The organism is Leucobacter chromiiresistens (assembly GCF_900102345.1).
GTDB classification, from domain to species: Bacteria; Actinomycetota; Actinomycetes; order Actinomycetales; family Microbacteriaceae; genus Leucobacter; species Leucobacter chromiiresistens.
The window spans coordinates 236,555-261,273 of record NZ_FNKB01000001.1; the positions used below are offsets into that span (position 1 = coordinate 236,555).

Annotated in this window: 23 protein-coding genes; 9 read left to right on the top strand and 14 right to left on the bottom strand. The window is 70.3% G+C overall.

Annotated elements, in window-relative coordinates:
- Nucleotides 1-26: 26 nt before the first annotated feature.
- Nucleotides 27-1,334: a thymidine phosphorylase gene (locus tag BLT44_RS01095; protein WP_074689833.1), complete on the bottom strand. Its 1,308-nt coding sequence runs from the start codon at nt 1,332-1,334 to the stop codon at nt 27-29.
- A complete protein-coding gene (locus tag BLT44_RS15505) occupies nt 1,252-1,566 on the bottom strand; it encodes a hypothetical protein (RefSeq protein ID WP_010156022.1) in 315 nt (104 codons plus the stop codon). The genes BLT44_RS01095 and BLT44_RS15505 overlap by 83 nt, the downstream gene beginning before the upstream one ends.
- A 360-nt stretch (nt 1,567-1,926) precedes the next feature.
- Between BLT44_RS15505 and BLT44_RS01100 the strand changes: the two genes are divergently transcribed.
- Complete coding sequence (locus BLT44_RS01100; protein WP_074689835.1) at nt 1,927-3,732, top strand: sigma-70 family RNA polymerase sigma factor; 1,806 nt, start codon at nt 1,927-1,929, stop codon at nt 3,730-3,732.
- On the opposite strand, the gene BLT44_RS01105 is transcribed toward BLT44_RS01100, so the two are convergent.
- From BLT44_RS01105 to kdgD, 6 genes are all read right to left on the bottom strand, one after another.
- Nucleotides 3,683-4,636 carry a YihY/virulence factor BrkB family protein gene (locus BLT44_RS01105; protein ID WP_010156018.1) on the bottom strand — a complete coding sequence of 318 codons (954 nt, stop codon included), beginning with the start codon at nt 4,634-4,636 and terminating at the stop codon, nt 3,683-3,685. The genes BLT44_RS01100 and BLT44_RS01105 overlap by 50 nt on opposite strands.
- Nucleotides 4,637-4,718: 82 nt before the next feature.
- Nucleotides 4,719-5,486, bottom strand: coding sequence for a succinate dehydrogenase iron-sulfur subunit (locus tag BLT44_RS01110; protein WP_010156017.1), 768 nt, complete (start codon nt 5,484-5,486; stop codon nt 4,719-4,721).
- A 3-nt stretch (nt 5,487-5,489) separates the two neighbouring features.
- On the bottom strand, nt 5,490-7,322 hold the full coding sequence (gene sdhA, locus BLT44_RS01115; RefSeq protein WP_010156016.1) for a succinate dehydrogenase flavoprotein subunit: 1,833 nt from the start codon (nt 7,320-7,322) through the stop codon (nt 5,490-5,492).
- Between the two features lie 45 nt (nt 7,323-7,367).
- Nucleotides 7,368-7,811 carry a succinate dehydrogenase hydrophobic membrane anchor subunit gene (locus BLT44_RS01120; RefSeq protein WP_010156015.1) on the bottom strand — a complete coding sequence of 148 codons (444 nt, stop codon included), beginning with the start codon at nt 7,809-7,811 and terminating at the stop codon, nt 7,368-7,370.
- 17 nt (nt 7,812-7,828) lie between these two features.
- Entirely contained in the window at nt 7,829-8,245 is a 417-nt protein-coding gene (gene sdhC / locus BLT44_RS01125; protein WP_143025940.1) for a succinate dehydrogenase, cytochrome b556 subunit, read from the bottom strand.
- A gap of 273 nt (nt 8,246-8,518) precedes the next feature.
- Nucleotides 8,519-9,448 (bottom strand): 5-dehydro-4-deoxyglucarate dehydratase, encoded by a 930-nt coding sequence (kdgD, locus tag BLT44_RS01130; protein ID WP_029608182.1) that lies wholly within the window; start codon nt 9,446-9,448, stop codon nt 8,519-8,521.
- A gap of 199 nt (nt 9,449-9,647) precedes the next feature.
- On the opposite strand from kdgD, the gene BLT44_RS01135 reads away from it, so the two are divergent.
- Nucleotides 9,648-10,541, top strand: a complete 894-nt coding sequence (locus BLT44_RS01135) for a LysR family transcriptional regulator (protein WP_010156012.1) — start codon at nt 9,648-9,650, stop codon at nt 10,539-10,541.
- Between the two features lie 58 nt (nt 10,542-10,599).
- Here the strand turns inward: BLT44_RS01135 and BLT44_RS01140 are convergent, their stop codons facing one another.
- The 4 genes from BLT44_RS01140 to BLT44_RS01155 are packed head-to-tail and all read right to left on the bottom strand — an operon-like array spanning nt 10,600 to nt 15,059.
- Nucleotides 10,600-12,252 (bottom strand): M24 family metallopeptidase, encoded by a 1,653-nt coding sequence (locus tag BLT44_RS01140; RefSeq protein ID WP_010156011.1) that lies wholly within the window; start codon nt 12,250-12,252, stop codon nt 10,600-10,602.
- A 34-nt stretch (nt 12,253-12,286) separates the two neighbouring features.
- Complete coding sequence (locus tag BLT44_RS01145; protein WP_010156009.1) at nt 12,287-13,069, bottom strand: ABC transporter ATP-binding protein; 783 nt, start codon at nt 13,067-13,069, stop codon at nt 12,287-12,289.
- A gap of 25 nt (nt 13,070-13,094) precedes the next feature.
- Nucleotides 13,095-14,138 (bottom strand): ABC transporter substrate-binding protein, encoded by a 1,044-nt coding sequence (locus BLT44_RS01150; protein WP_010156008.1) that lies wholly within the window; start codon nt 14,136-14,138, stop codon nt 13,095-13,097.
- Nucleotides 14,139-14,189: 51 nt separating this feature from the next.
- Nucleotides 14,190-15,059 (bottom strand): ABC transporter permease, encoded by an 870-nt coding sequence (locus tag BLT44_RS01155; RefSeq protein ID WP_010156007.1) that lies wholly within the window; start codon nt 15,057-15,059, stop codon nt 14,190-14,192.
- 343 nt (nt 15,060-15,402) lie between these two features.
- On the opposite strand from BLT44_RS01155, the gene BLT44_RS01160 reads away from it, so the two are divergent.
- The 3 genes from BLT44_RS01160 to BLT44_RS01170 are packed head-to-tail and all read left to right on the top strand — an operon-like array spanning nt 15,403 to nt 18,597.
- Nucleotides 15,403-15,894, top strand: a complete 492-nt coding sequence (locus tag BLT44_RS01160) for a RidA family protein (protein ID WP_010156006.1) — start codon at nt 15,403-15,405, stop codon at nt 15,892-15,894.
- Between the two features lie 23 nt (nt 15,895-15,917).
- Nucleotides 15,918-17,462: an aldehyde dehydrogenase family protein gene (locus BLT44_RS01165; protein WP_010156005.1), complete on the top strand. Its 1,545-nt coding sequence runs from the start codon at nt 15,918-15,920 to the stop codon at nt 17,460-17,462.
- Nucleotides 17,463-17,466: 4 nt separating this feature from the next.
- The gene (locus tag BLT44_RS01170) at nt 17,467-18,597 is read left to right on the top strand and encodes a mannose-1-phosphate guanylyltransferase (RefSeq protein ID WP_010156004.1); all 1,131 of its coding nucleotides are present in this window, start codon (nt 17,467-17,469) and stop codon (nt 18,595-18,597) included.
- 16 nt (nt 18,598-18,613) lie between these two features.
- Here the strand turns inward: BLT44_RS01170 and BLT44_RS01175 are convergent, their stop codons facing one another.
- Nucleotides 18,614-19,354, bottom strand: coding sequence for a PDC sensor domain-containing protein (locus tag BLT44_RS01175; protein WP_010156003.1), 741 nt, complete (start codon nt 19,352-19,354; stop codon nt 18,614-18,616).
- A 36-nt stretch (nt 19,355-19,390) separates the two neighbouring features.
- Nucleotides 19,391-20,197, bottom strand: coding sequence for a FadR/GntR family transcriptional regulator (locus BLT44_RS01180; RefSeq protein WP_010156002.1), 807 nt, complete (start codon nt 20,195-20,197; stop codon nt 19,391-19,393).
- A gap of 175 nt (nt 20,198-20,372) precedes the next feature.
- Between BLT44_RS01180 and BLT44_RS01185 the strand changes: the two genes are divergently transcribed.
- From BLT44_RS01185 to BLT44_RS01200, 4 genes are all read left to right on the top strand, one after another.
- Nucleotides 20,373-21,434: an ABC transporter ATP-binding protein gene (locus tag BLT44_RS01185; protein WP_010156001.1), complete on the top strand. Its 1,062-nt coding sequence runs from the start codon at nt 20,373-20,375 to the stop codon at nt 21,432-21,434.
- Nucleotides 21,435-21,552: 118 nt separating this feature from the next.
- A complete protein-coding gene (locus BLT44_RS01190) occupies nt 21,553-22,728 on the top strand; it encodes an extracellular solute-binding protein (RefSeq protein ID WP_010156000.1) in 1,176 nt (391 codons plus the stop codon).
- 85 nt (nt 22,729-22,813) lie between these two features.
- Complete coding sequence (locus BLT44_RS01195) at nt 22,814-23,698, top strand: ABC transporter permease (RefSeq protein WP_010155999.1); 885 nt, start codon at nt 22,814-22,816, stop codon at nt 23,696-23,698.
- A gap of 23 nt (nt 23,699-23,721) precedes the next feature.
- Nucleotides 23,722-24,531, top strand: coding sequence for an ABC transporter permease (locus BLT44_RS01200; protein WP_010155998.1), 810 nt, complete (start codon nt 23,722-23,724; stop codon nt 24,529-24,531).
- Nucleotides 24,532-24,719 lie beyond the last annotated feature (188 nt).

Sequence of the window (24,719 nt, forward strand, 5' to 3'; positions counted from 1 at the left end):
AACCGCCGCCGCGCGCGGCGCCGCATTCACATGTCGGCGGTGATGCGGCCCGCCACGAGCGGCCGGGCGGCGGGCGCGCCGGCTCCCAGCTCCACGGCGCCGCGCAGCGCCTCGAGCCCCCGCGCCATGCGCCCCGCGTTGTCGCAGGCCGCCACGAAGAGGGCGTCGCCCGCGCGCACCCGGTCGCCCGGCCGCACGAGCACCTCGACGCCCGCGGCGTGATCGACGGGATCCCCCGGCCTGGCGCGGCCCGCGCCGAGCCGCCACGCTCCGACGCCGACGGATCGCGCGTCGACCCGCTGCACCGTGCCGTCGGCCTCGGCTCGTACGATCTCGCGCTCCCCCGCCTCGGGGAGCGCCGCGAGCGGATCGCCGCCCTGCGCCGCGATGAGCCGCCGCCACGCATCCATGGCTCGCCCGTCGCGCAGCGCCGGAGCCGGGTCGACGTGCGGCATCCCGGCCAGCGCGAGCATCTCCCGCGCCAGCGCGAGGGTGAGCTCGACGACGTCGGCCGGGCCGCCGCCGGCGAGCACCTCCACCGCTTCGCGCACCTCGTTCGCGTTGCCGACGGCGCGCCCCAGGGGCGCATCCATGTCGGTGAGCAGCGCGACCGTGCGCAGACCCGAGTCCGCCCCGAGTCGCACCATCGTCGTCGCGAGCTCGCGGGCGTCATCCACCTCGGGGAGGAAGGCGCCCGAGCCGAACTTCACGTCGAGCACCAGGCCGTTCGCGCCCTCTGCGATCTTCTTGCTCATGATCGAGGAGGCGATGAGCGGCACGGCGGCGACCGTGCCCGTCACGTCGCGGAGGGCGTACATCTTGCGATCCGCCGGAGCGAGGCCCGAGCCCGCCGCGCAGATCACCCCGCCGATGTCGGTGAGCATCGCGATCATCTCGTCATTCGTGAGCGACGCCCGCCACCCCGGAATCGATTCGAGCTTGTCGAGCGTGCCGCCCGTGTGCCCGAGGCCGCGCCCCGAGAGCTGCGGCACGGCGACGCCCAGCGACGCCAGCAGCGGCACCAGCGGAAGGGTGATCTTGTCGCCGACGCCGCCCGTCGAGTGCTTGTCGATCGCCGGGCGGCCGAGCTCGGTGAAGTCCATCCGCTCACCGCTCGCGATCATGGCCTCCGTCATCGCGCGGATCTCGTCGCGATCCATGCCGCGGATCACGATGGCCATGAGCAGCGCGCTCATCTGCTCCGGGGCGACGACTCCCCGCGTGAACGCGTCGATGAGCCACGCGATCTCGTCAGGGGCGAGCGGCCTCCCGTGCCGTTTCGCGGTGATGAGGTCGACGACGTCGTGCGGCTCCACCGCGCGCTGCTGCTCCATGCCTCCAGCGTAGACCGGCCCGGCTCGCGAGCGCGGTGCCGAGCGTCAGCATCGCGCCGAGGCAGATGAGCGCTCCACCCGTCTCCGCCGGCGCCGGTGTCTCCTCCGCGGCGGGCGCCGCGATCGCGAGCGCCGCGGAGCCGAGGAGCGCTGCGGCGATCGCGAGCGCGGCGACGACGCTGCGCACCCAGGTCGCGATGCGGCGCGTGCGATGGTCGCGGCTGAGCGGCATGGGGGTGCTCCAGGGGACGTGCGGGTGCTTCGGGCGTGTGGGTTCCATGGCGGGGCGGGCAGGGCGAACGGGGTGGCGGGCAGTGCGGCGAGCGCTGCGGGATCGCCCGGCTCCCGCCTCGGGGTACTACTGGGTTGGGGGCGAGGCGAGAACCGGGCTTGCATATGAGACGCGAGAACCCCCGAATCGTGACGCGCGTTTGCCGAATCTTCTGCGCACCTGAGCCCTCGACTCGGTTTTTCGGCCGATTCGGCGCATACTATGTGTCGGGGGTTTCGTCGCGGCATGTCTGCGGCGTCACGGGAACGCGTGCGCGCGGGTCTCGATCATTGGGGTACGTGCACCACGAGGAGACCCCGAATGCTCGACCCGGTACTCGCCGATCTCACCGACGCTGAACTGCTCGACACGACGCGCGGCGGAGACACCTCCGCCTTCGCCGTGCTCTGGAAGCGGCACAGCGGAGCGGGTCTGGTCGCCGCCCGGCACCTCGGCTCCGCATCCTCGGCCGACGACATCGTCTCCGAGGCGTACCTGCGCATCCTCGAGCTCGTACTGTCGGGCCGCGGCCCGCAGGGAGCGTTCCGCCCCTACCTCTACCGCACGATCCAGTCGATCGCGGCCGACACGTGGCGCCGACCCGAAGACGCGCGAGACGACTTCGATCACCTGCCCGACGACGCGGAGGTCGCGCCGTGGCACGACGACGCCTTCGACCGGGCCGCGGCCGCTCGCGCGTTCGGCACGCTGAACGAGCGGTGGCAGGCGGTGCTCTGGTACACCGAGGTCGAGACCCTGCCGCGGCGCGACGTGGCCCGCATACTCGGGCTCACCCCGAACGGGGTCTCCGCGCTCGCGAAGCGAGCCCGCGAGGCGCTGCGCTCGGCCTGGGTGGAGGCGCACGTCGATCGGGACCTGCGCGACGCGGAGTGCCGCTCCACGCTCGGGCATCTGCAGCGCTACCAGCGCGGCAAGCTCACGGCCGCGGTGAGCCGTCAGGTCGAGGCGCATCTCGACTCGTGCGAGACGTGCGCCCGGGTCGCCGCCGAGTACACGGTGCTCAACCGCCGGCTCGCGCTCGTGCTCATCGGCGTTCTGCTCGGCGGCGGCACGGCTTACGGGTTCCTCGGCGGCGCGGGTGCGGCGGCGCCGGCGATGGCGGTCGGACCCCCTCAGCACGGTGCCGGGTCGGGCGCCTCGGCCGGGCCCGCGGGCGCCGACGGCGCGAGCGGAGCCGCCGGGGCGGGCTCCTCGAGCGCGAGCGCGGGTTCGGCCGGGGCGCCGGCGGGCGCGGTCGCAGGTGGAGGCCTCTTCGGCGGCGCATCGGCGACGCTGCTCATCGCCACGGCGACGGCGGCAGCGCTCGTGATCGGCGGCGGCGCCGTCGTGCTCTCGCGGTCCGCCGACGCCGCGAGCACGCCTGCGGTCGCCGCCGAATCGGTCGACGCCGGATCGGCGGACGCGACCGATGCGGACGACGGGGCCGATGCGGGTCCCGATGACGGCGAGCAGCGCGAGCTCGGAGATGATGAGCCGAGCGGCGACGCGGGCGGCGCTGACGGGGGCGGTGTCGGCGGGGCCGATCCGGGCGCGGGCGCAGACCCGGTCTTCGTCGAGGTTCCGGTGACGGAGGTCGCCCCGCCCGCTGAGCCGGCCGCGCCCGCGGGCGAGGCTCCGCAGCCTCCGGCACCGCGGCCCGAGCCGGCTCCCGGGTCGGGTGCGCAGCCCGCGCCCGCTCCGCAGCCCGAACCCGCGCCGGGCCCCGGCCCGCACCCCGAGCCCGAACCGCAGCCCGAGCCCGAACCGCAACCCGAGCCCGAGCCCGAAGCCGACCCGTTCGCTCCGACCGATCTGCGCTGGGCGCAGTGCCTCGACGGGCGGGTCTACATCGAGGGCCGCTCCGAGCTGTACGGCTCGCTCGTCGTCGCCCGAGTGGTCTCGGGAGACCAGGCGGTCGAGCACTTCGAACGGATGCAAGTCATCCCCGGCCCGAACGGCCTGGGCATCTGGTACACGAGCACGCCCATCTCGCTGCCCGATCCGAGTGACGGAGCGACGATCGAAGTGCAGCTCAGCACGAGCGCCGGTCAGGCTTCTCGCTGGACGCCCATCGACTTCAGCGCGACGAGCGGCGCTCCAGCGGGGCCCGGCTGTCGGGCTCGGTAGTCCCTTCGGGCAGGCGTCCGAGCTCCGGGTCGAGGCCCGTCGCGATCCACGACGACGTGAGCAGCAGCGCGCGGCAGATGAGGTTGAACCAGAGCAGCAGCCCCGCGAAGACCGCGAACGTCGCGAGCAGCGGGTTGTTCGTCGCGCCCCCGATGAGCACGCCGCCCAGCGCCTTGAGGCCCAGCAGCACGAGCGCGCCGATGCCGCAGCCGACGATCAGCCGCATGCGCGGCACCCGCACCTCGGCGAGGTACCGGTGCATGGCGACGAGCAGCACGATGTCGAACGCGTACACGGCCGCGTAGCGCACGATCATGCCGAGCGTGCTCACGAACCAGCTGGTCTCGCTCGCCCCGATCCAGGAGAGGAAGTGGTCGGCGAGATTCGAGCTCAGCACGGTGAGCGCGGCGGAGACGAGGATCGCGGCGAAGAAGATGATGGCGAGCACGAAGTCGCGCAGCTTCAGCAGCACCGGGTTGCGGTAGAGCCGCACCTCCAGTCCGAAGATGATCCGGATCGACCTACGTGTGCCCGTGAACCAGTTCAGCGCGACCCACACGAGCACCAGTCCGGCGATGGCGCTCGACCAGTCGAACGCGCGTGCGCTCATGAGCTCGTCGATCGACACCGCGCCGCCGGCGCCGACGAGGCCGGGGATGAAGAGGTTGATCTGCGCGATGATCGAGTCGAGCAGTTCGGGTCGGCCCCGCAGCACGATGCCGAAGATGCCGAAGCCGAGCCACAGCGCCGCGAACACCGCGAACAGCGCCTGGTAGCTCATGCCGCCGGAGAGCACGACGCCGCCGACGTCGGAGAAGTGCAGGTAGGTGCGCACCGGCCGGAGCCGCTGCGCCCAGGCCCAGCGCCGCCGGCCGCGCTCGACGACCTCGGAGACGAGCGTCACCCCGGAATCCTCCGAGCGATCGGAAGGGTTCCGGGGCGACGTCATTCGGTCACGGCGAGCGAGGGGAGAGCCTCGGTGCGCGCTACGCGACCTTGCCGGAGCGGATGGCGGCCTTGACCTCGGCGATCGCCTTGGTCACCTGGATGCCGCGCGGGCAGGCATCCGTGCAGTTGAAGGTGGTGCGGCAGCGCCACACGCCCTCGGTGTCGTTCAGGATGTCGAGGCGCACCTCGGCGTTGTCGTCGCGCGAGTCGAAGATGAAGCGGTGCGCGTTGACGATCGCGGCGGGCCCGAAGTACTGCCCGTCCGTCCAGAACACCGGGCAGCTGGTCGTGCACGCGGCGCAGAGGATGCACTTCGTGGTGTCGTCGAAGCGCTCGCGATCCTCGATGGTCTGCAGGCGCTCCTTGCCCCCCTCGGGAGCGGAGCTCGCGACGAGGAACGGCTGCACCTCGCGGTAGGCCGCGAAGAAGGGCTCCATGTCGACGATGAGGTCCTTCTCGAGCGGCAGACCCTTGATCGCCTCGACGTAGATCGGCTTCGAGATGTCGAGGTCCTTGATCAGTGTCTTGCAGGCGAGGCGGTTGCGGCCGTTGATGCGCATGGCATCCGACCCGCAGATGCCGTGCGCGCAGGAGCGGCGGAACGACAGGGTGCCGTCCTGGTCCCACTTGATGCGGTGGAGCGCGTCGAGGATGCGGTCCGTCGGGTACATCTCGACGTCGAAGTCCTCCCAGAACGCGTCCCGGCCCGACTCGGGGTCGAAGCGGCGGATCAGCAGGGTGACGGTGAACGGCTTCGGTGCTTCCGGAGCCTCAGCCGTGGGAGCTTCAGCGGTTGCAGTGCTCATGACCTAGTACTTCCTCTCCAGCGGCGGGTAGCGCAACTCGCCCTGTTCGTTCCTGGTGACGACGACCGGCTTCCAGTCGAGGCGGATGTGATCTTCGGGGTCTGCCGAGTGGGGGTCGCCCGACAGGTACGCCATCGTGTGCTGCATGTAGTTCTCGTCATCACGATTCGGGTAGTCGTCGCGCATGTGGCCGCCGCGGCTCTCCTTGCGGTTGCGCGCCGTGTAGGTGAGCACCTCCGCGAGATCGAGGAGGAAGCCGAGCTCGATCGCCTCGAGCAGGTCGGTGTTGTACCGCTTGCCGCGATCCTGCACCCCGACGTTGAGGTAGCGCTGCCGCAGGTTGTGGATCACACCGAGCACCTCGGTGAGCGACTCCTCCGTGCGGAACACCTGTGCGCCGCGATCCATGGCCTCCTGCAGTTCGCGGCGCAGGTCGGCCACGCGCTCGGTGCCGGTGCCATTGCGGAACGCCTCCACCATCTCGCGCACCATCTTCGCCGGATCCTCGGGGAGCGGAACGAAGTCGGCGCGATTGGCGTAGTCGGCGGCGTTGTTGCCGGAGCGCTTGCCGAACACGTTGATGTCGAGCAGCGAGTTGGTGCCGAGGCGGTTCGACCCGTGCACGGAGACGCAGGCGCACTCGCCCGCGGCGTACAGGCCGGGCACGACGGTCGTGTTGTCGGAGAGCACCTCGGCGTCGTTGTTCGTCGGGATGCCGCCCATCGCGTAGTGCGCGGTCGGGAAGACGGGCACCGGCTCGGTCACCGGGTCGACGCCCAGGTAGGTGCGCGCGAACTCGGTGATGTCGGGGAGCTTCGTCTCGAGAACCTCGGCCCCCAGGTGGGTGCAGTCGAGGTACACGTAGTCCTTGTGCGGGCCGGCGCCGCGGCCGTCGAGTACCTCCTGCACCATCGAGCGGGCGACGATGTCGCGGGGCGCGAGATCCTTGATCGTCGGGGCGTACCGCTCCATGAAGCGCTCGCCCGACGCGTTGCGCAGAATCGCGCCCTCGCCGCGCGCTCCCTCGGTGAGGAGGATGCCGAGACCCGCGAGGCCCGTCGGATGGAACTGGTAGAACTCCATGTCCTCGAGCGGCAGGCCCTGGCGCCAGACGATGCCGACGCCGTCGCCGGTGAGGGTGTGCGCGTTCGAGGTGGTCTTGAAGATCTTGCCGAATCCGCCGGTGGCGAAGACGATCGACTTCGCCTGGAACACGTGGAGATCGCCGGTCGAGAGCTCGTAGGCGACGACGCCCGACGGCTTGCGCACGCCGTCGACCTCGGTCATGACCAGGTCGAGCACGTAGTACTCGTTGAAGAAGTTCACCCCGAGCTTCACGCAGTTCTGGAAGAGGGTCTGCAGGATCATGTGGCCGGTGCGGTCGGCCGCGTAGCAGGCGCGGCGCACCGCCGCTTTGCCGTGATCGCGCGTGTGACCGCCGAAGCGCCGCTGATCGATCTTGCCCTCGGCCGTGCGGTTGAACGGGAGGCCCATGTTCTCGAGGTCGATGACCGCGTCGATGGCCTCGCGCGCGAGAATCTCAGCCGCGTCCTGATCGACGAGGTAGTCGCCGCCCTTGACGGTGTCGAAGGTGTGCCACTCCCAGTTGTCCTCCTCGACGTTGGCCAGCGCTGCGGCCATGCCGCCCTGCGCCGCGCCCGTGTGTGAGCGCGTCGGGTAGAGCTTCGTGATCACGGCGGTCTTGGCCTTGGGCCCCGCCTCGATCGCGGCTCGCATGCCCGCGCCACCGGCGCCGACGATGACGACGTCGAACTGATGATAGGTGACGCCGTCCTTGACGGTGACGTCTTCGCCCTGGTGGGTGTCTGTGGTCACGTGAATCCTATTCTTCGTTGCGAAAACCGGTGCTGCGCGCGGGGGTTACGGCGTCGGGCAGAACGAGGCGACGAGCGCCGGGTCTGCACCCGCGGGGCACGGGTCGAGCGTGTAGATCACGATGGTGCCGAGCAGGATGAGCAGGGCCGCCGACAGGAACAGCGCGAGCTTGAACCCCTTCGCGAGGCGCGGGCGGGCGACGTAGTCGTTCACGATCGTGCGCATGCCGTTCGCGCCGTGGATGAGCGCCAGCCAGAGGAGCAGGGTGTCCCACACCTTCCAGAACGGCTGCGAGAGCTTGCCCCCGACGAAGCCGAAGTCGATGGCGTGCACGCCGTCGCCGATCATCAGGTTCGAGAAGAGGTGGCCGAAGACCAGCACGACGAGCAGCACGCCCGAGACGCGCATGTACACCCAACCCCACTTCTCCCAGTTGGTGCGCTTCTTCGCCGGCGTCGCAGCGCGCGGAGTGTCAATGGTCAATGACATGTCTGTGCTCCTCGCGCTCAGTGTCCGAAAACGTTCATCAGGTGGCGCGGCAGGAAGCCGGCCATCGTCACCGCCCAGAGCCCCATGACGACCCAGAACATGGTGCGCTGGTACTTGGCGCCCTTGCTCCAGTAGTCGACGAGGATGATGCGGATGCCGTTGTAGGCGTGGAAGACGATCGCCGCGACGAGCACGGCCTCGCCGAGGCCCATGACGGGAGTCTTGTAGGTGCTCATGACGGCGTTGTACGCCTCGGGGCTGACCCGCACGAGGGCGGTGTCGAGCACGTGCACGAGCAGGAAGAAGAAGATGGAGACACCCGTGATGCGGTGCAGCACCCACGACCACATTCCCTCGTTGCCGCGGTAGAGGGTGCCGCCGGGGCGAACCTTCTTCTTCGCCACGGGTGCGGCTGCTGCCGTTTGGGCTGACACAGGCTTCCTCCTTCGTGCTTCGCCGGGCGACGCCCGGCGGCTGACAGAGCCATCTCGCCACGCGCGGGTCGTTCCGACAGAGAGCGTGGCTGAGAATCCACTGCGGAACCATTATGACACCATTCGGGAGCGCTCCCGAACGCGGCGGATCGCTGCGGCGGAGCGCTTCTCGTCCGATGATTCATCGCCGAACGGGCGCGGAACGCGAACGGAGCCGAGCGCCGGACAGGCGCTCGACTCCGCAGTAGTCGCCGCGAATGGGCCGATACGGGCTCACACGAGCGCGGGCACCGCCGCGCGCTCGATGACCCGCGCGAGGTCGTCGCGATCCGCGGGCGTGAGCTCCTGCAGCGGCGGTCGCACCGGTCCGCCGGTGCGGCCGACGGCGTCGAGGCCCGCCTTGACGATCGACACCGCGTAGCCGGGCACCCGGTTGCGCACGTCGAGGTACGGGTGCACGAAGTCGCGGAGCGCCGCGAACACGGCGGCGTGGTCGCGGCGCCGCACGGCGTTGTAGAAGTCGATGGCGAACTCGGGCACGAAGTTGAACATCGCCGACGAGTAGGTGGTGACGCCGAGCTCGAGGTAGGGCAGGGCGAACGTCTCCGCGGTGGGCAGGCCGCCCACGTAGGTGAGCCGGTCGCCGAGCGTCGAGTAGATGTGGGTCATCTGCTCGATCGAGCCCACGCCGTCCTTCAGGCCGATGAAGTTGGGGAGACGATCCGCGAGGCGCTGCAGCGTCTCGGCGGAGTACTGCGCATTGGCGCGGTGGTAGACGATGACGCCGAGCCGGGTGGCCCGGCAGACGGCCTCCACGTACGCCTCGAGGCCTGCCTGGCCGGCCTCGGTGAGGTACGGCGGGAAGAGGAGGATGCCGTCGCCTCCGGCCGCCTCGACGGCGCGCGCCTGGGCGATCGCGCTGCGAACGGAGCCGCCGGCGGGGCCCAGCACGGCGGTGCGTCCGTTCACCTGCTGCACGGCGGCGGCCACCACCTGCGAGACCTCGTCGAGGGTGAGCGAGAAGTACTCCCCCGTTCCGCCGGCCGCGAAGAGGCCGGCGACCGGGTAGTCGCTCAGCCACTCGATGTGCTCGCGGTACGGGTCCTCCGCGAACTCCTGCTGGGCGTCGAAGTGGGTGACGGGGAATGAGAGCAGGCCTGAGCCGACCTGACTCGCGAGTGCTGATGGTTCCAAGTTGGGCACGATGTGCGACCTCCAGTGACTATGGGAAACGCGCCGTTGCGATGGGGCGATCGGGATGCCGGTGATCCGATGGCTTCACGCTAAGTTCCGCGTGCGATACCTGTCCAACATTCCTTCTGGATCGTTTTATGCCGCAAAGGTATGGTGGAGGAGACGCGCGCGCGACCGCGAACGCAGACCGTCGAACCCGGGAGCGACCATGACCTACACCCTGGACCAGGTGCGCGCGCTCGTCGCCGTCGCCGAGGAGCTGCACTTCGGCCGCGCCGCCGAGCGCCTCCAGATGACGCAGCCGCCGCTCAGCCGCCAGATCCAGCGCCTCGAGGCCATCGTGGGCGTGCAGCTCGTGCACCGCAGCAACCGCCGCGTCGAACTCACCGACGCGGGGCGCGCGTTCCTCGACGAGGCCCGCCGCATCCTCGCGATCGCGGACGGGGCGCCCCACATCGCCCGCACCGTTGCGGCCGGCCTGTCGGGCGTCGTGCGCATCGGGTTCACGGCCTCCAGCGCGTTCACCCTGCTCGGCCCGATGCTCGCCCGCATCTCGCAGGCGCTCCCCGACGTGACGATCGAGCTGCAGGAGATGGTGACGAAGCACCAGCTCGACGCGCTCACGAAGAGCGAGATCGACGTCGCCATCGGCCGACCGCCCTTCGACCCGGCACACTTCGGCTCGCAGCGCATCCACCGGGAGCGGCTGCTCGTCGCCCTCCCCGAGGGGCACCTGCTCTCGCGCCGCACCAGCCCCATCGGGGTCGAGGATCTGGCGAACGAGGACATCATCATGCACTCGCCGGTCGAGGCGCGCTACTTCTACGACATCGCGACCCGGATGATGCCGATCTCCCGCTGGAAGCACCGGTTCACGGTCAGCCAGGTGTCGACCATGGTCGCCCTGGTCGCCGCGGGCACCGGGGTCGCCCTGGTGCCCGAATCGGCGGCGACGCTCGGCATCGCCGGGGTCACCTACGCCCCCATCGTCACCGGCGAGCCCGAGCCCGTCGAGTTGCACGCGGTGTGGCGCGCCGACGACGCCCGGCCGCTGACGCGGCGCATCGTGCACGAGCTCCGCAGGGCCGCGGAAGCGCGCTGAGCGCGACGCGGAGGTCGGGCTCAGCGCGCCGTGGGCGTCGGGCGTCGATCCGCGCCCCTCAGTGCTCGCGCAGCGTCAGGTTGTAGGTGCGCTCCGCGCCGATGTACCAGAGATCCTCGACTCCGATCGCGTGGCGGTCGTACCGCCACGGAATCTCGGCCGCACCGTACGAGCCCTCGCGGAGGACGAAGCGGTACCCGGGCCTGAGCTCGTTCGCGAACGACTCCTGCTTGCCCATGAGGTGCCCGACGTTGCGCTTGCGGTACTCGGCGTCGAAGTCGACCTCGTCGCCGAGCAGGCCGATCTCCCGCATCCGCGGGCGGATCGTGGCGAGGTGCTCGAGCGTCTGCGCATGCACGTCCTCGCAGACCACGCCGGGGCGCAGCTGGGGGATGATGGCCTCGCGCACCGCGCGCGTCAGCAGCTCGTACGCCTCCCGCCCCTCCGGGGTGCGCAGCACCGAGCGCGCCATGTCGCTCGTGGCGACGACGACGCCGTCGATCACGACCTTCACTCCGGCGTCGAGCTGCACGCACGTGGTGGTCTCGTCGATCCTGAAGTCGGTGGGGGGCCCGGGGAAGAGCATCCGCTGCGACGAGTGCAGGTTCGTGAAGTATGGCTCGACGTCGAACGGGATCTCGTGCTCCGTGCGGAAACGCGCGAGGAACTCGAGGTACCGCGCGTACAGCTCGTTCTCGGTGAACGCCTCGCCGGCGTCGAGGTGCTCGTGTGCCCACGCGACGGTCTGCTCGATCGCCGTCGTCGACGCGCGCGCCGCGATGAGCTGGAACGGGAGATCCTCGGCGTCGCGCTCGTCGCGCCACGATCCGAGTGCTCGCGATGCGGAGACCAGCACGACGCCCGCGTCGGTGAGCCGGATGCCGAGGGAGCTGTGCTCCCACTGCTCCTCGAACGCGAGTCGCGGCCCGGTCGCCAGAGCGGTGACGGCCTCTGCTGCGGAGCCATAGGCGCCGTGCAGCGCTCCCTCGACGCCCTCCACCCGCTGCTCCGCGATCGCGAACACGCGTCCGTCCGCCCAGAGGGCGACGGCTCCCGGCTGCCAGACCGTGCCGGTGACCTCCGAGTAGTTGGGTGCGGAGGAGAGCAGGATCGCGTCGACGCCCAGCTGCTCGGCGACATCGGCCAGTGCCGAGAACCGCGTGTCGGCGTCGGCGGAGAGCTCGCGCTCGAGCCCGGCGAGGTGGTCGACCTCCGCAATGAGCCGCTGCGCGACCGGGATGCCGGATGAGCGCCACCCCGAGAAGCGCGCCAGCACGGCGGCCTGATCGATCTCGTACACCCGCACGGGCGCGGCCTCGGGGAGCTCGACGCGCACGTCCACCTCGCCGCTCAGCTTGAGGTAGTGCGTGTAGGGCGCACGCGGATCGAGGTCGACCGGCCCCTCCCCCACGAGCTCCTTGACCAGCGCCGGAAGGTTGGGCGCGGCCGGGAAGTCGGCCACCGGGCGCGGATCGATCGTGACCCACGGCTCGTAGAAGCGGATGCGTTCGGGATCGACGCCGCCTCCCGTCACGATGTTGCCCTGCTCCTGCTGGCGCGCGAGCATCACCTCGGTGCCCGAATCCTCGAAGATGAGGGGCGTGACGAACGGGAACGAGTCGAGGCGGATCGCCGAGAACAGGAGTCGCTCGTTCGGCACGAAGCCGTAGCGCTCGGCGACTGCCTGCGGGTCGCAGATGATTCTTGCCATGGTGCGTTGCTTCCTCACTTCTTCGTGTACTGGTTCAGCTGATGCCGGCTTCGACGCCCAGCAGCCCTTCGACCCGGGCGACCAGGTCGGCGAACTCGTCGGCGTACCGCGAGTCCTTGGAGCGGGGCCGGGGCAGATCGACCGTGATGGCGGCGATGATGCGCCCGGGGCGGTCGCCGACGACGAGCACGCGATCCGCGAGCCAGACCGCCTCGGGGATGCTGTGCGTGACGAACAGGACGCTGCGCCGGGTCTCCTGCCAGATGCGCTGCAGCTCGAAGTTCATCTGATCGCGCGTCATGGCATCGAGCGCGCCGAAGGGCTCGTCCATGAGCAGGATCTCGGGGTGCGACACGAGGGCGCGGCAGATCGACACCCGCTGCTGCATACCGCCGCTGAGTTCGTAGGAGTAGTTCTTCGCCTTGTCGCCGAGGCCGACGAGCTCGAGCAGTTCGAGCGCGTGCGCCTTCGCCTCCGCCGTGGAACGGCGCCGGAACTCCATCGGCAGCAGCACGTTCGCGAGGTTGTTGCGCCAGGGCAGCAGCGTGGGGCTCTGGAAGACCATCGCGATGTCTCGGAGCGCCTCCTTCACCCCGCGGCCGCGCACGAGCACCTCGCCCTCGGTGTTCTCGAGCAGCCCCGAGATGATCTTGAGCAGCGTGGTCTTGCCGCCGCCCGACTGCCCGACGATGGAGACGAACTCTCCGGGCGCGATGTCGAAGTCGCACCCGCGCAGCACGGTGTTGCTCGCTCCGTCTCGCGCGGTGTAGGTCATGCCCACGTCGCGGACGCTGATGACCGGTTCGGTGATCGTCATGATGCGTATCCTTTCCGCCCTCCGCTCACGCGGACGGCGCCTCGATCTGCTCGTCCGGGCCGAGCGGCTCGAGGTAGTCGTTCGTGTAGATGTCCGAGGGGTCGACGTCGTCGGGGTTCTCGAGGCCGAGGAACTCGGCGGCGAGGTCGATCTGCCGCTGCACGCCGGCGTCGCTCATCGTGCCGAAGCCCGACTCGACGTTCTCGTCGTCCCACATGAGGTCGCACTGGCCGGAGATGCCGTCGGCGACCGCTGCCGCGTCGAAGCCGGGCACCGCCGCGTCGAACGAGGCCGCAGCCTCCTCCTGGTTCTGGCACGCCCACGCGAATCCGCGCTGCGTGGCGCGGTTGAAGCGCTCGACGAGCTCGGGATCCTCGTCGATGGTCTGGTCGGAGGTGATGATGCCGTTGCCGTAGTAGAGCAGACCGAGGTCGGCCCAGTTCAGCACCACCGGGTCGTAGCCCTCGGCGATCAGGGTGGGGCCGTCCGAGACCGAGAGGGCGAGGTTGGCGTCCCACTGCCCCGCGATGAGCCCCGGAATCTTGGCCTCGCCGGCTGCGGAGACGATCTCGACGTCGCCCTCGTTCCATCCCAGTTTGTCGAGCACGGCCGGCCACATCGCGACCATGGCGCCGTTGCCCTCGGTCGCGACCGTCTTCCCCTTGAGGTCGTCCCAGTCGGCGATGCCGGAGTCGGGGAGCGCGAGGGCGGCGTAGGCGGATTTCGCCTGCACGAGGTTGACCTGCCGGATCGAGGCCCCCTGGGCGCGGTTGAGGATCGACACGTTGTAGTCGGCCCAGCCGAAGTCGACGCGGCCGGTGTCGACGGAGGCCACTGTGTTCGCGGATCCCGAGCCGGGCATGATCTCGACGTCGATGCCCTCCGCCTCGTAGAACCCCGCGTCGACGGCGGCGTAGAAGGGAGCGTGCTTCGGCAGCACGGCGACGTCGAGCATGAAGTCGACCTGGTCGGAGCCTCCGGCTCCGGCGGCCCCGGGTCCGGCGCAGCCGGTCGCGAGGAGCGCGGTGGCGGCGAGCATCGCCGCGACCGTGGTGTTCTGTGCGCGCATGTGCGGGCGTCCTTTCTCGAACGGAAATGCTGGGGGTGTGGTGCGCCGGCGCTACTTGACGTGGTTGCGCCAGGGAAGCAGGCGGGCGGCGATGAGGGTGATGAGGTAGAAGAGCAGGAGGGAGATCGCGGCGAGCACCATGAACGCGGCGAACATCGTGGCGAGGTCGCTCTGCGCGTTCGCCCGGAGGATCACCTGCCCGAGGCCGTCGGTGCCGGCGATGAACTCGCCGACGACGGCGCCGCCCACGGCGAGCGAGATCGAGATCTTGGCTCCGGAGAAGATCGACGGCAGGGCGTACCAGAACTCGATCTTGCGCATCCGCATCCACGCGCTCGCGTTGTTGATGCGGGCGAGCTCCTTCAGCTCGTTGGGCACGGCGGAGAGCCCGTCGAAGGTGTTGATGACGAGCGGGAAGAACGCGATCGCCATCGCCACGAACGCTTTCGATTCGAATCCGAAGCCGAACCAGACGATGAACAGCGGGGCGAGCGCGACCTTCGGGATCGTGTCGACGGCGATGAGCGCCGGGTAGAGGAAGTGCCGCACCGCCGGAATGTAGAAGAGCGTCGCCCCGCAGAGCACTCCGAGACCGGTGCCGAGCGCGAAGCCGGCGAGGGCTTCGGTGACCGTGACCCAGGCGTGGTGCGCGAAGTAGTCGGGCTGTGCGAAGAGCTTCTCGAAGGCCGCGATCGGGCCAACGAGCAGGTAGGCCGGCAGTTGGAAGACCCGGACGACGAGTTCCCAGATCGCGAGGATCGCGAGCATGCCGACCGCGGCCTTGACCGCCTTGTCGACGCCGGATGGGAGGGAGCGCTTGCGCGCGGCCGGGGCGATCGCGAGCGTCTGGGTGAGACTGGACGGAGCGGCGATGCTCTGCGGATCTCTGACGGAAGTGTGCTTCGAAGTATCGATGTTCATGGCCTTCCCAAGTTCAAGGTGCGGTGACCGGCACGGAGCGAGTCATCTTGACAGCGCATCCACTCTCGACGAGTCCTCGACGATGAGGCGGACGAAGCATGACCCTCAGTATCAAAGCGATCGAAGATACCTGTCTAACACTCTTTCGGCATCCATTGAGTCTTTCGGGGTATCGACCAGCGGGCACCTCGCTCGCAGAGGGATCGATACCCCGATGGCATCAGTCGAACCCCTTTTGATACTGGACACGAACGGATGCGCCGGTTTCACTGGCACTGGCACTGGCGCCGCGCACCGCCCGCCCGCCATCACCATCCCCTCCGCAGAGAACAGGAGCACCGCGATGAGCACCACTCCCGCACCGCCGATCACGCCCGTGCAGCGCCTCGCAGACCTCGGGCACGTGCTGCCGACGCCCGCGGCCGGCGCGTACTCCTACGATCCCGTGCTCGTGCGGGGAGATCTCGCGCACGTCTCGGGCCAGATCCCCCGGCGCGACGGCGACATCGCATTCACGGGGCCCGTGCGCACCGACGCCGAGGCCGCCCGCGGCCGGGAGGCGGCCGAACTCTGCGCGCTGAACGCGCTCGCCCAGATCGAGCGCGCCGTCGGCCTCGACCGCGTCGCCCAACTGCTCAAGCTGCAGGTGTACGTCGCGAGCGGCCCCGACTTCGCCGACCAGCCCGCCGTCGCCGAGGGCGCCTCGCGGCTGCTCCGCGCCGCACTCGGAGAGGCCGGGCGGCACGCCCGCACCGCGATCGGCGTGCCGCGCCTCCCCAAGAACGCGACCGTCGAGATCGACCTCGAGCTCGCCCTGCACCCCGCCGCGCACTGAACCCGACCGAATCGGAGCACACCATGGACACCACGCCCGACGCACTCGAACTGGTACTCGACCGAGCGGCCGCCGCCGCGCCCGCGCTCGCCGCGCAGCAGCCCCGCGCCCGAGCCGCACTGCTGATCGCCCTCGCCGACGCGCTCGAAGCCGCGCGGGATCGCCTCGTCCCGATCGCGGAGCAGGAGACCGGGCTGACCCGCGCCCGCCTCGACGGCGAGGTCGCGCGAACGGCCGTGCAGCTCCGGCTCTTCGCCGAAGCGGTGCGCGCGGGCGACGGCGCGGATGCCCGCATCGACGAGGCCGACCCCGGCTTCGTGCTCGGCGCGCGGCCCGACCTGCGCCGCACCCGCATCCCCGTCGGCCCCGTGCTCAACTTCTCCGCATCCAACTTCCCGTTCGCGTTCTCCGTGCTCGGGGGCGACTCCGCCTCGATCCTCGCCGCCGGGTGCCCGCTCATCGTCAAGGCCCACTCGGGCCACCCCGAGCTCTCCGAGGCGACGGCCGGGGTCGCGCAGCGGATCGTCCGGGATCTCGGCCTCCCGGCGGGAACGCTGCAGCTCATCCACGGGCAGCAGGCCGGAGTGGCCGCGGTGCAGGACGCCCGCGTGCGCGCCGGTTCGTTCACCGGCTCGACGCGCGGCGGGCGCATCCTCGCCGACCTGGCCGCCGCGCGACCGGCGCCGATCCCGTTCTACGGCGAGCTCGGCAGCGTGAACCCGGTGTTCATCACCCCGGCCGCGATGGCCGAGAACGGACCGGCGCTCGCCGCCGACTACGTCGCGAGCGTCGCCGGATCGGCCGGCCAGCTCTGCACGAAGCCGGGGCTGCTGTTCGCCGCCCCGGACGACGCCTTCCTGAACGCCCTGGCCGAGGCGGGCGCGGCCGCGGGCGCGGCGGAGCACCGCCTCCTCGCCCCGCGCATCGCGGAGGCCTACCGCGCCGAGCTCGAGGCCGTGCTCGCCACCGACGGCGTCGACCCCGTCGTCTGCGGCACGACGCGCATCGATGCGGAGGACGACGGCTGGGTCACGCCCACCATCGTGCGCGTCTCGCTCGACACGCTGCGCGCGCACCCCGACGTACTGGCGGAGGAGCACTTCGGCCCCTGCTCCGTCATCGTCGACGTGCCCGCGGGCGAGCCGTTCGCACCGCTCGTCGGCGAGTTCATCACCGGTTCGCTCACCGGCACCCTCCATCTGAGCCGCAGCGAGCGCGACGGCACGTCCGACGCCGCCTCCGCCGCCGACGCCGGCGCCGATCCCGCACTCGCCGCGCTCGTCTCCGCGCTCGCCGAGCACGCGGGCCGCGTGATCTTCGACGGGTGGCCGACCGGCGTCGCGGTGACCCCCGCTCAGCAGCACGGCGGGCCCTGGCCGGCGACGACGAACGACTCGAGCACCTCGGTGGGCACGGCGGCGATCGGCCGCTTCCTCCGCCCGGTCGCCTTCCAGAACGCGCCGAGCGCCTATCTCCCCGCGGCGCTGCGCGACGCCAACCCCCTCGGGATCCCCCAGAGGCGCAGCGCGGCCGGTGAGTCGATCTCCTGGGGCCGCGCACTAGGCTGAACGCATGACCGAGAGCTCCGCGCACGCCCCAGCCATCGAACGTCTCACGTGCGTGATCCCCGCGGGCGGCGTCGGGTCGCGCCTGTGGCCGCTGTCGCGCGCGAACGCGCCGAAGTTCCTGCTCGATCTGACCGGCTCGGGGGACTCGCTGCTGCGCGCGACGTGGGATCGGCTCGCCCCGCTCGCGCCGGCCGGCCGCACGATGGTGGTGACCGGCAGCTCGCACCGCGACTCGGTCGCGGAGCAGCTGCCCGACCTGCTGGCCGAGAACCTCGTCACCGAGAGCGAGCCGAAGGACTCGTCGGCGGCCATCGGCCTCGCCGCCGCGATCCTGGAGCTGCGCGACCCCGACGCGATCCTCGGCTCCTTCGCCGCCGACCACGTGATCCGCGGCGACGTGCTCTTCCAGCGGGCCGTGACCACCGCGGTGCAGGCGGCGGATCAGGGGTACATCGCGACCATCGGCATCCACCCCTCGCACCCCGCGACCGGCTTCGGCTACATCTCGACGGGCGATGCGCGGCGCGACCTGGCGCCGTTCGACGTCTACGACGTCACCGAGTTCGTAGAGAAGCCCGACGCGCAGCAGGCCGAGCGCTACCTCGCCGACGGCGGGTACCTCTGGAACGCGGGCATGTTCATCGCGCGCGCGACCGTGCTGCTCGACCAGATGGCGCTGCAGCAGCCCGCGCTCGTCTCGGCGCTGCGCGAGATCGCCGCCGCCTGGGACACTGAGCGGGGCGCCGATGTGCGGGAGCGCCTGTGGCCCACCCTGCCGAAGATCGCGATCGACTACACCGTGGCCGAGCCGGCCGCCGCCGCGGGCAAGATGGTGTGCGTCGCCGCGCACTTCGACTGGGACGACGTGGGCGACTTCGCCTCCGTCGCGAACCTGCTGACGCGGGGCCGCGGCAGCGACCTCGCCGTGCTGGGCGACGGAGCGCAGGTGCTCTCGGACGCGTCGAGCGGCATCGTCGTCTCGGAGAGCAGCCGCCTCGTGGCGCTCGTCGGCGTCGAGGACGTGGTCGTGGTCGACACCGCGGACGTGCTGCTCGTCACGTCGAAGAGCCGCGCGCAAGACGTGAAGCACCTCGTCAGCCGCATGAAGGTGACGGGCGGCGGCCACCTGCTCTAGCGGGGGCGCCCGGCGGTCACGCCGCCACGACGAGCGAGAACGGGTACCGCTGCGACGACAGCACGCGCACGGCGCCCTCCGAGCGTTCGAGCGCCCCGAGCCCGTCGTCGGGGTCGGCGCCCGGGTAGCGGTCGCCCGTCTCGAAGTCGGGGTCGTTCGACAGCACCACGCGCCCGTTCGCGTTGACGAGCGTCGATCCTGCATGCCCGTCGAGCACGGGCAGCAGCGCCTCCTCCAGCGACGAGACGAGCACATCGGCGCACACGACGCCCCAGAAGTCGCCGCCGACGAGCAGCGGCACCGCCGAGGTGATGGTCACCTCGTTCGAGCAGAGGTAGTCGACGAAGGGGCCGGCGACGTGGCGATCCCCCGTCGCCTCGGGCACCCGGTACCACTCGAGGCGCATCAGGTCGATGGCCGCCTGCCCGGGGCCGAACGTCGACGACGCGAGCAGGGCGCGGTCGGGCCCCTGCCACCACGCGAGCGGGTTGCCCTCGCCCACGAGCTCGTCGCTGGCGCAGAACCCCGCGCCGTAGAGCGGGCGCCCCTCCGTGTCGAGCACCTCGTAGGCGCCGGGTTTCGCGAGGGCCGCGAGGTGCCTGCCGGTCAGCGAGCCGCGCTCGGACTGGCGGCGCAGCGCCGAGGCGAGCGTCGGCACCCATCGGTCGAGCGGAGCGAATACGCCGTCGAAGAACTCATCGACGTGGCGCAGGGCCTCGCGGAGCGGGGCATCTGCGGGTTCGGGCGCGACGGTCACGGCACTCTCTTCCTCTTCTTCGAGGTCGCCGGAGGGTCACCTCTCCCGACGACGCGATTCCAGTGTGCCACGAAGATCGGCATCGCGCGGCGTCGCGATCAACTCGCTGCGCAGGCTGACGAGCCAGCGGGTCGACGCGCGCACCGTCTCGCGGATGGCGGATCGCGCCGCATCGACGTCGCGTGCGCGTGTGGCGCGGATCTGCGCCATGAGCGCCTGCTGCGTCGCGGTGCGCGCCCCCTCGTCGAGGTCCTGCAGCGCGAGCAGCGGCGTGAACTCGGTCTGCACGCGCACGTGCTCCTTGGTCAGCCGCACCGACTGGCTGAGCGCCGCGAGCTCGAGCTGGATCTCGGTGATGCGCCGACGCCAGGCGACGCGGTCGAGGTCGCGCGCGCGTTCGGCGACGGAGGCGACGACATCGATCTCCCCCTGGGTCGCGCGCTGGCACGCGTACTCGGCGCAGGCGCAGCAGATGGCCTCGTAGTGCACGCCGAGATCGGCGAGGGCGACGCGCGGCATCGCCTGCAGCGCGCGGGCATTGACCTCCTCGACCGAGCCGTGGCTGGGCCGCACGAAGCTGCCGCCGTTGCGGCCGCGCTTCGTCTCGATGAGCCCGCGATGGCGGAGCCCGCCGAGGGCTTCGCGGACGGTGACGACGGCGACGCCGAGGAGCGCCGACAGCTCGGTCTCGCTGGGGAGGCGCTCGCCCTCGGTGAAGGCTCCGACCGAGATCGCCTGGACGATCCGCGATTCGACGAGTTCGATGCGCCCCTCGTCGCCGATCGGGGCGAGGGCCGCGGTGCGGAGGCGACTCGGAGGCGAGGTCGGCGTGTGTGCGCTCACCGTTCTCCTCCGATTCTCACGAACGTACCGAGTGTGTCACGACTGGTCTGAGATTTTGCCGCCACCGCTCCGTGATCGAACTGTAACCTGCGGGACGCCCCGCGTATTTAAACCTATAAACCCATATGTTATGGTTCTTCTCATCGGGCCGACAACGACGTTGAGGAGCATCCGCATGACACATTCAGTCCCCGCCCCAGATCTGCAGGGGGACACCGCCGTATCGGTGCGCGGCGTGCGCAAGGAGTTCGGCGACCTCGTCGCCGTCAACGATCTCGACATCGAGATCCGCGCCGGCGAGTTCTTCTCGATGCTCGGCCCATCGGGCTCGGGCAAGACGACCGTGCTGCGCATGATCGCCGGCTTCGAAGAGCCCACGGCCGGCACGATCCTCCTCCACGGCACCGACGTGACGAAGTCGGCGCCCTTCGACCGCGACGTCAACACGGTCTTCCAGGACTACGCCCTCTTCCCGCACCTCACCATCGCACAGAACGTCGCCTACGGCCTCACCGTCCGCGGCGTCCCCGCGGCGGAGCGCCGACGCCTCGTCGCCGAAGCGCTCGAGCAGGTGCAGCTCGCCCACGTCGCCGAGCGATCCCCCGCCCAGCTCTCGGGCGGTCAGCGCCAGCGCATCGCGCTCGCGCGCGCCCTGATCCTCCGCCCGAAGGTGCTGCTGCTCGACGAGCCGCTCGGAGCGCTCGACAAGCAGCTCCGCGAGCAGATGCAGTTCGAGCTCAAGCAGATCCAGCGCGACGTCGGCATCACCTTCGTCTTCGTCACCCACGACCAGGAGGAGGCGCTGACCCTCTCCGACCGCGTCGCCGTCTTCAACAACGGCAAGATCGAGCAGGTCGGCAGCCCGCGCGAGGTCTACGAGTTCCCCCGCACCGAGTTCGTCGCCAAGTTCCTGGGCGTCACCAACCTGCTCGCCGACGCCACCGCCCAGCGCATCCTCGGAACCGGCGCCGCGCACAGCGTGCGGCCCGAGCGCGTGCGGCTCGTCGACCCGACCTCGCCCGTCGACGCCGCCGACGTCGCACTCCCCGGCACCATCGTCGAAACCGTGTACGCGGGCGCGCACACGCGCTACCTCGTCGAGACCGACGGCGGCACGCGCTTCATCTCCGAGACGCAGAACACCGACACCCCGCGCACCACCCCCAGCATCTCCCGCGGCGACACCGTGAGTCTGCGGTTCGCGCGCGACCATGCGGTCGCCGTGCCGAGCGTCTGACCGCCCCCGGATCCGCATCCCCCGCGATGCACGCGCACCCCGTGCGCGACCCCCGCAGAACCACCACCCGAACCACCCGCACCACCCGCACCACCCAATCGCCTACGAAGGAGTAACGATGCACAAGAAACTCGCCATCCCGGCAGCGCTCATCGCCGCAGCCGGACTCGCCCTGTCGGGCTGCTCGAGCAGCGGCGGCGACTCGGCGCCCGGAGAGATCGAGATCGACGTCCCCGACCTCCCCGCGGTCGAGTCGCTCGGCGACATGGAGTCGGAGGTCAACATCGTCGCGTGGTCCGGCTTCGTCGAGCCCGCCTGGGCCGACCAGTTCACCGCCGACACCGGCTGCAAGGTCAACCGCAAGGTCGCCGCCACGAGCGACGAGATGGTGCAGCTCATGCGCACCGGAGAGTACGACCTCGTCTCCGCCTCCGGCGACGCCAGCCTCCGCCTCATCGTCGACGGCAACGTGCAGCCGCTCAACACCGAGCTGATCCCGAACTTCGGCGACGACATCGTCGAGGGCATGAAGGGGCAGCTCTACGACACGCTGAACGGCAACGTCTACGGCATCCCGATCGGCCGCGGCGCGAACATCCTGGAGTACAACTCCGAGGTCGTCACCGAAGCGCCGACGAGCTGGGACGTCGTATGGGAGGAGGACAGCCCCTACGCCGGCAACATCGCCGCCTACGACAGCCCCATCTACATCGCCGACGCCGCGATCTACCTGATGGCGACGCAGCCCGACCTCGGCATCGAGAACCCCTACGCGCTCGACGAGGAGCAGCTGGCCGCCGCCGTCGAGCTGCTGCAGCAGCAGAACGGCATGGTCTCCGAGTACTGGTCGCCCGCCACCAACGTCACCTCGTTCACCGGCGGCAACTCCGTCGTCGGCACCTCATGGGAGGTGCTGCGCAAGGCCACGCAGGATGAGAAGTTCCAGAGCGTGCTGCCCGAGGAGGGCTCGACCGGCTGGTCGGATGCGTGGATGCTCGCAGCGGAATCCGAGCACCCGAACTGCGCTTACGCCTGGATGGACTACACCAGCAGCCCCGAGGTCAACGGCCAGATCGCGATGAACTTCGGCATGGCGCCCGCCAACGCAGCCTTCTGCGAGACGAGCGACGAGGCGCGCGAGCACTGCGACTACTACAACGCGACCGATGAGGAGTACTTCGAGAAGGTGTGGTTCTGGACCACGCCCATCGATCAGTGCCTCGACGGCCGCACCGACGTGCAGTGCACCAACTACCAGGACTGGACCAGCGCCTGGGCGACCGTCAAGGGCTGACGCCCGCAGGGTGGCCGGGGCCGCGCCCCGGCCACCCGCACCGCACCACTCCCCCCACACCACCATCCGTCAGTGAGGAACCATCGTGTCGCACCCGCCGACCCTCGAGCGTCGCACCAAGCCGCTCTCGACCGCGCTCTACCGCCACCCGCGCGGCCGCCTCGCGTCGCTCCTGACCCTGCCGATGGCCTGGCTGCTCGGCGTCTACATCCTCTCGCTCGTGCTGCTGCTGCTCACCGCGTTCTGGACGACCGATCCGTTCACCTCCCGCGTGAAACCCGGCTTCACCCTCGAGAACTTCGAGCAGCTCGTCACCGTTCCCGCCTACCTGTCGACCGCGCTGCGCACCCTCGGCATCGCACTCGCCGTCACCGCGATCTGCGCGGCCGTCGCGATCCCGCTCGCCGTCTTCATGGCGAAGGTCGCCGGCCCGCGACTCCGCGCCGTGCTCGCGATCCTCGTGACGCTGCCCCTCTGGGCCGGCTACCTCGTGAAGATCATCGCTATGCGCCTCGTCTGGACGGATGAGGGGTTCTTCAACTGGGCGCTCTCGCCCTTCGGCATCACCGGCCCCGGCTTCGGCACGCTCACCGTCATCCTCACCCTCGTCTACCTCTGGTTCCCCTACATGGCGATCCCCGTCTACGCGGCCGTCTCACAGATCCCCACCAACCTCTTCGACGCGTCCTCCGACCTCGGCGCGAGCGGAGCGCGCACTATTCGCACCGTCGTCGCACCCCTGCTGCTGCCGGCGCTGATCGCCGGATCGATCTTCACGTTCTCCCTCAGCCTGGGCGACTACATCGCCGCCATGTACGTCGGCGGATCGACGCAGATGATCGGCAGCATCATCGCCCAGAACATCAACCTGAACCCGCCCCTCGCCGCGGCGTTCTCGTTCGTGCCGATCGTGCTCGTCATCATCTACCTCAGCGCCGTGCGCCGCACCGGCGCGCTCGACAACCTCTGATCCGAGACCCGCAGGAGACCGCCATGCTACGTCTGAACCGCACCACGCGCGTCGCGCTCGCCGTCATCACGGTGATCGCACTCGGATTCATGTACATCCCGCTGTTCGTCATCGTGATGAACTCGTTCAACTCGAGCCGGGTCTCGGGGTGGCCGATCCCCGGCTTCTCCTTAGAGTGGTGGGGCAAGGCGCTCACGAACCCGGCAGTACACGCCGCCCTGCTGAACTCCGTGATCGTCGCATCCGTCGCCACGGCGTTCGCGCTCCTCCTCGGCACGCTCGCCGCGTTCGCCCTGCAGCGCTTCCGATTCTTCGGCAAGCAGACCGTCAACCTGCTCATCGTGCTCCCCATCACCCTCCCCGGCATCGTGACCGGTGTGGCGCTGTCGAACACCTACTTCCAGGTGCTGAAGCCGATGGGCATCAACGTCGGCTACTGGGGCATGATCATCGCCCACGCCACCTTCTGCGTCGTCATGGTGTTCAACAACGTGATCGCGCGACTGCGCCGCATGCACCCGAACCTCGACGAGGCGTCGATGGATCTCGGAGCGGGCATCGGCCAGACGTTCAGGCTCGTGACCTTCCCGCAGTTCCGCAGCGCCTTCATCGCCGGCGGCCTGCTCGCCTTCGCGCTCTCCTTCGACGAGATCGTGGTCACGATCTTCACCGCTCCCCCCGGAGTCGAGACGCTGCCCCTCTGGATCATGAACCAGATGGCCCGCCCCAACGAGGTGAACCAGGTGAACGTCGTGGCGACGGTGATGATCCTGCTCTCGCTGATCCCGGTGTACATCTCGCAGCGGGTGTCGGCCGTCACCGACGCGAAGTAGCGAGGCGGCGGGGGCGAGGGCGCGCGCCCGCATTCCGCCCCACCGAGACCGAGCACTCGCACCGAGACCGAGGGAATCCGCACCGCGTATTCCCTCGGTCTCGCGCGTACCCCTCAGTCTCGCGGGGAGGGGCGGGCGGGCCGCCGCGCCGCGCGCCCGCACGGGCCGGCGCGTGCGGGCGGGCGCGC

Coding starts and splice junctions, on each gene's coding strand:
- BLT44_RS01095 (WP_074689833.1), bottom strand. CDS start 1,334: ATGGAGCAGCAGCGCGCGGTGGAGCCGCACGACGTCGTCGACCTCATC.
- BLT44_RS15505 (WP_010156022.1), bottom strand. CDS start 1,566: ATGCCGCTCAGCCGCGACCATCGCACGCGCCGCATCGCGACCTGGGTG.
- BLT44_RS01100 (WP_074689835.1), top strand. CDS start 1,927: ATGCTCGACCCGGTACTCGCCGATCTCACCGACGCTGAACTGCTCGAC.
- BLT44_RS01110 (WP_010156017.1), bottom strand. CDS start 5,486: ATGAGCACTGCAACCGCTGAAGCTCCCACGGCTGAGGCTCCGGAAGCA.
- BLT44_RS01120 (WP_010156015.1), bottom strand. CDS start 7,811: ATGTCATTGACCATTGACACTCCGCGCGCTGCGACGCCGGCGAAGAAG.
- BLT44_RS01135 (WP_010156012.1), top strand. CDS start 9,648: ATGACCTACACCCTGGACCAGGTGCGCGCGCTCGTCGCCGTCGCCGAG.
- BLT44_RS01140 (WP_010156011.1), bottom strand. CDS start 12,252: ATGGCAAGAATCATCTGCGACCCGCAGGCAGTCGCCGAGCGCTACGGC.
- BLT44_RS01145 (WP_010156009.1), bottom strand. CDS start 13,069: ATGACGATCACCGAACCGGTCATCAGCGTCCGCGACGTGGGCATGACC.
- BLT44_RS01150 (WP_010156008.1), bottom strand. CDS start 14,138: ATGCGCGCACAGAACACCACGGTCGCGGCGATGCTCGCCGCCACCGCG.
- BLT44_RS01155 (WP_010156007.1), bottom strand. CDS start 15,059: ATGAACATCGATACTTCGAAGCACACTTCCGTCAGAGATCCGCAGAGC.
- BLT44_RS01160 (WP_010156006.1), top strand. CDS start 15,403: ATGAGCACCACTCCCGCACCGCCGATCACGCCCGTGCAGCGCCTCGCA.
- BLT44_RS01165 (WP_010156005.1), top strand. CDS start 15,918: ATGGACACCACGCCCGACGCACTCGAACTGGTACTCGACCGAGCGGCC.
- BLT44_RS01170 (WP_010156004.1), top strand. CDS start 17,467: ATGACCGAGAGCTCCGCGCACGCCCCAGCCATCGAACGTCTCACGTGC.
- BLT44_RS01185 (WP_010156001.1), top strand. CDS start 20,373: ATGACACATTCAGTCCCCGCCCCAGATCTGCAGGGGGACACCGCCGTA.
- BLT44_RS01190 (WP_010156000.1), top strand. CDS start 21,553: ATGCACAAGAAACTCGCCATCCCGGCAGCGCTCATCGCCGCAGCCGGA.
- BLT44_RS01200 (WP_010155998.1), top strand. CDS start 23,722: ATGCTACGTCTGAACCGCACCACGCGCGTCGCGCTCGCCGTCATCACG.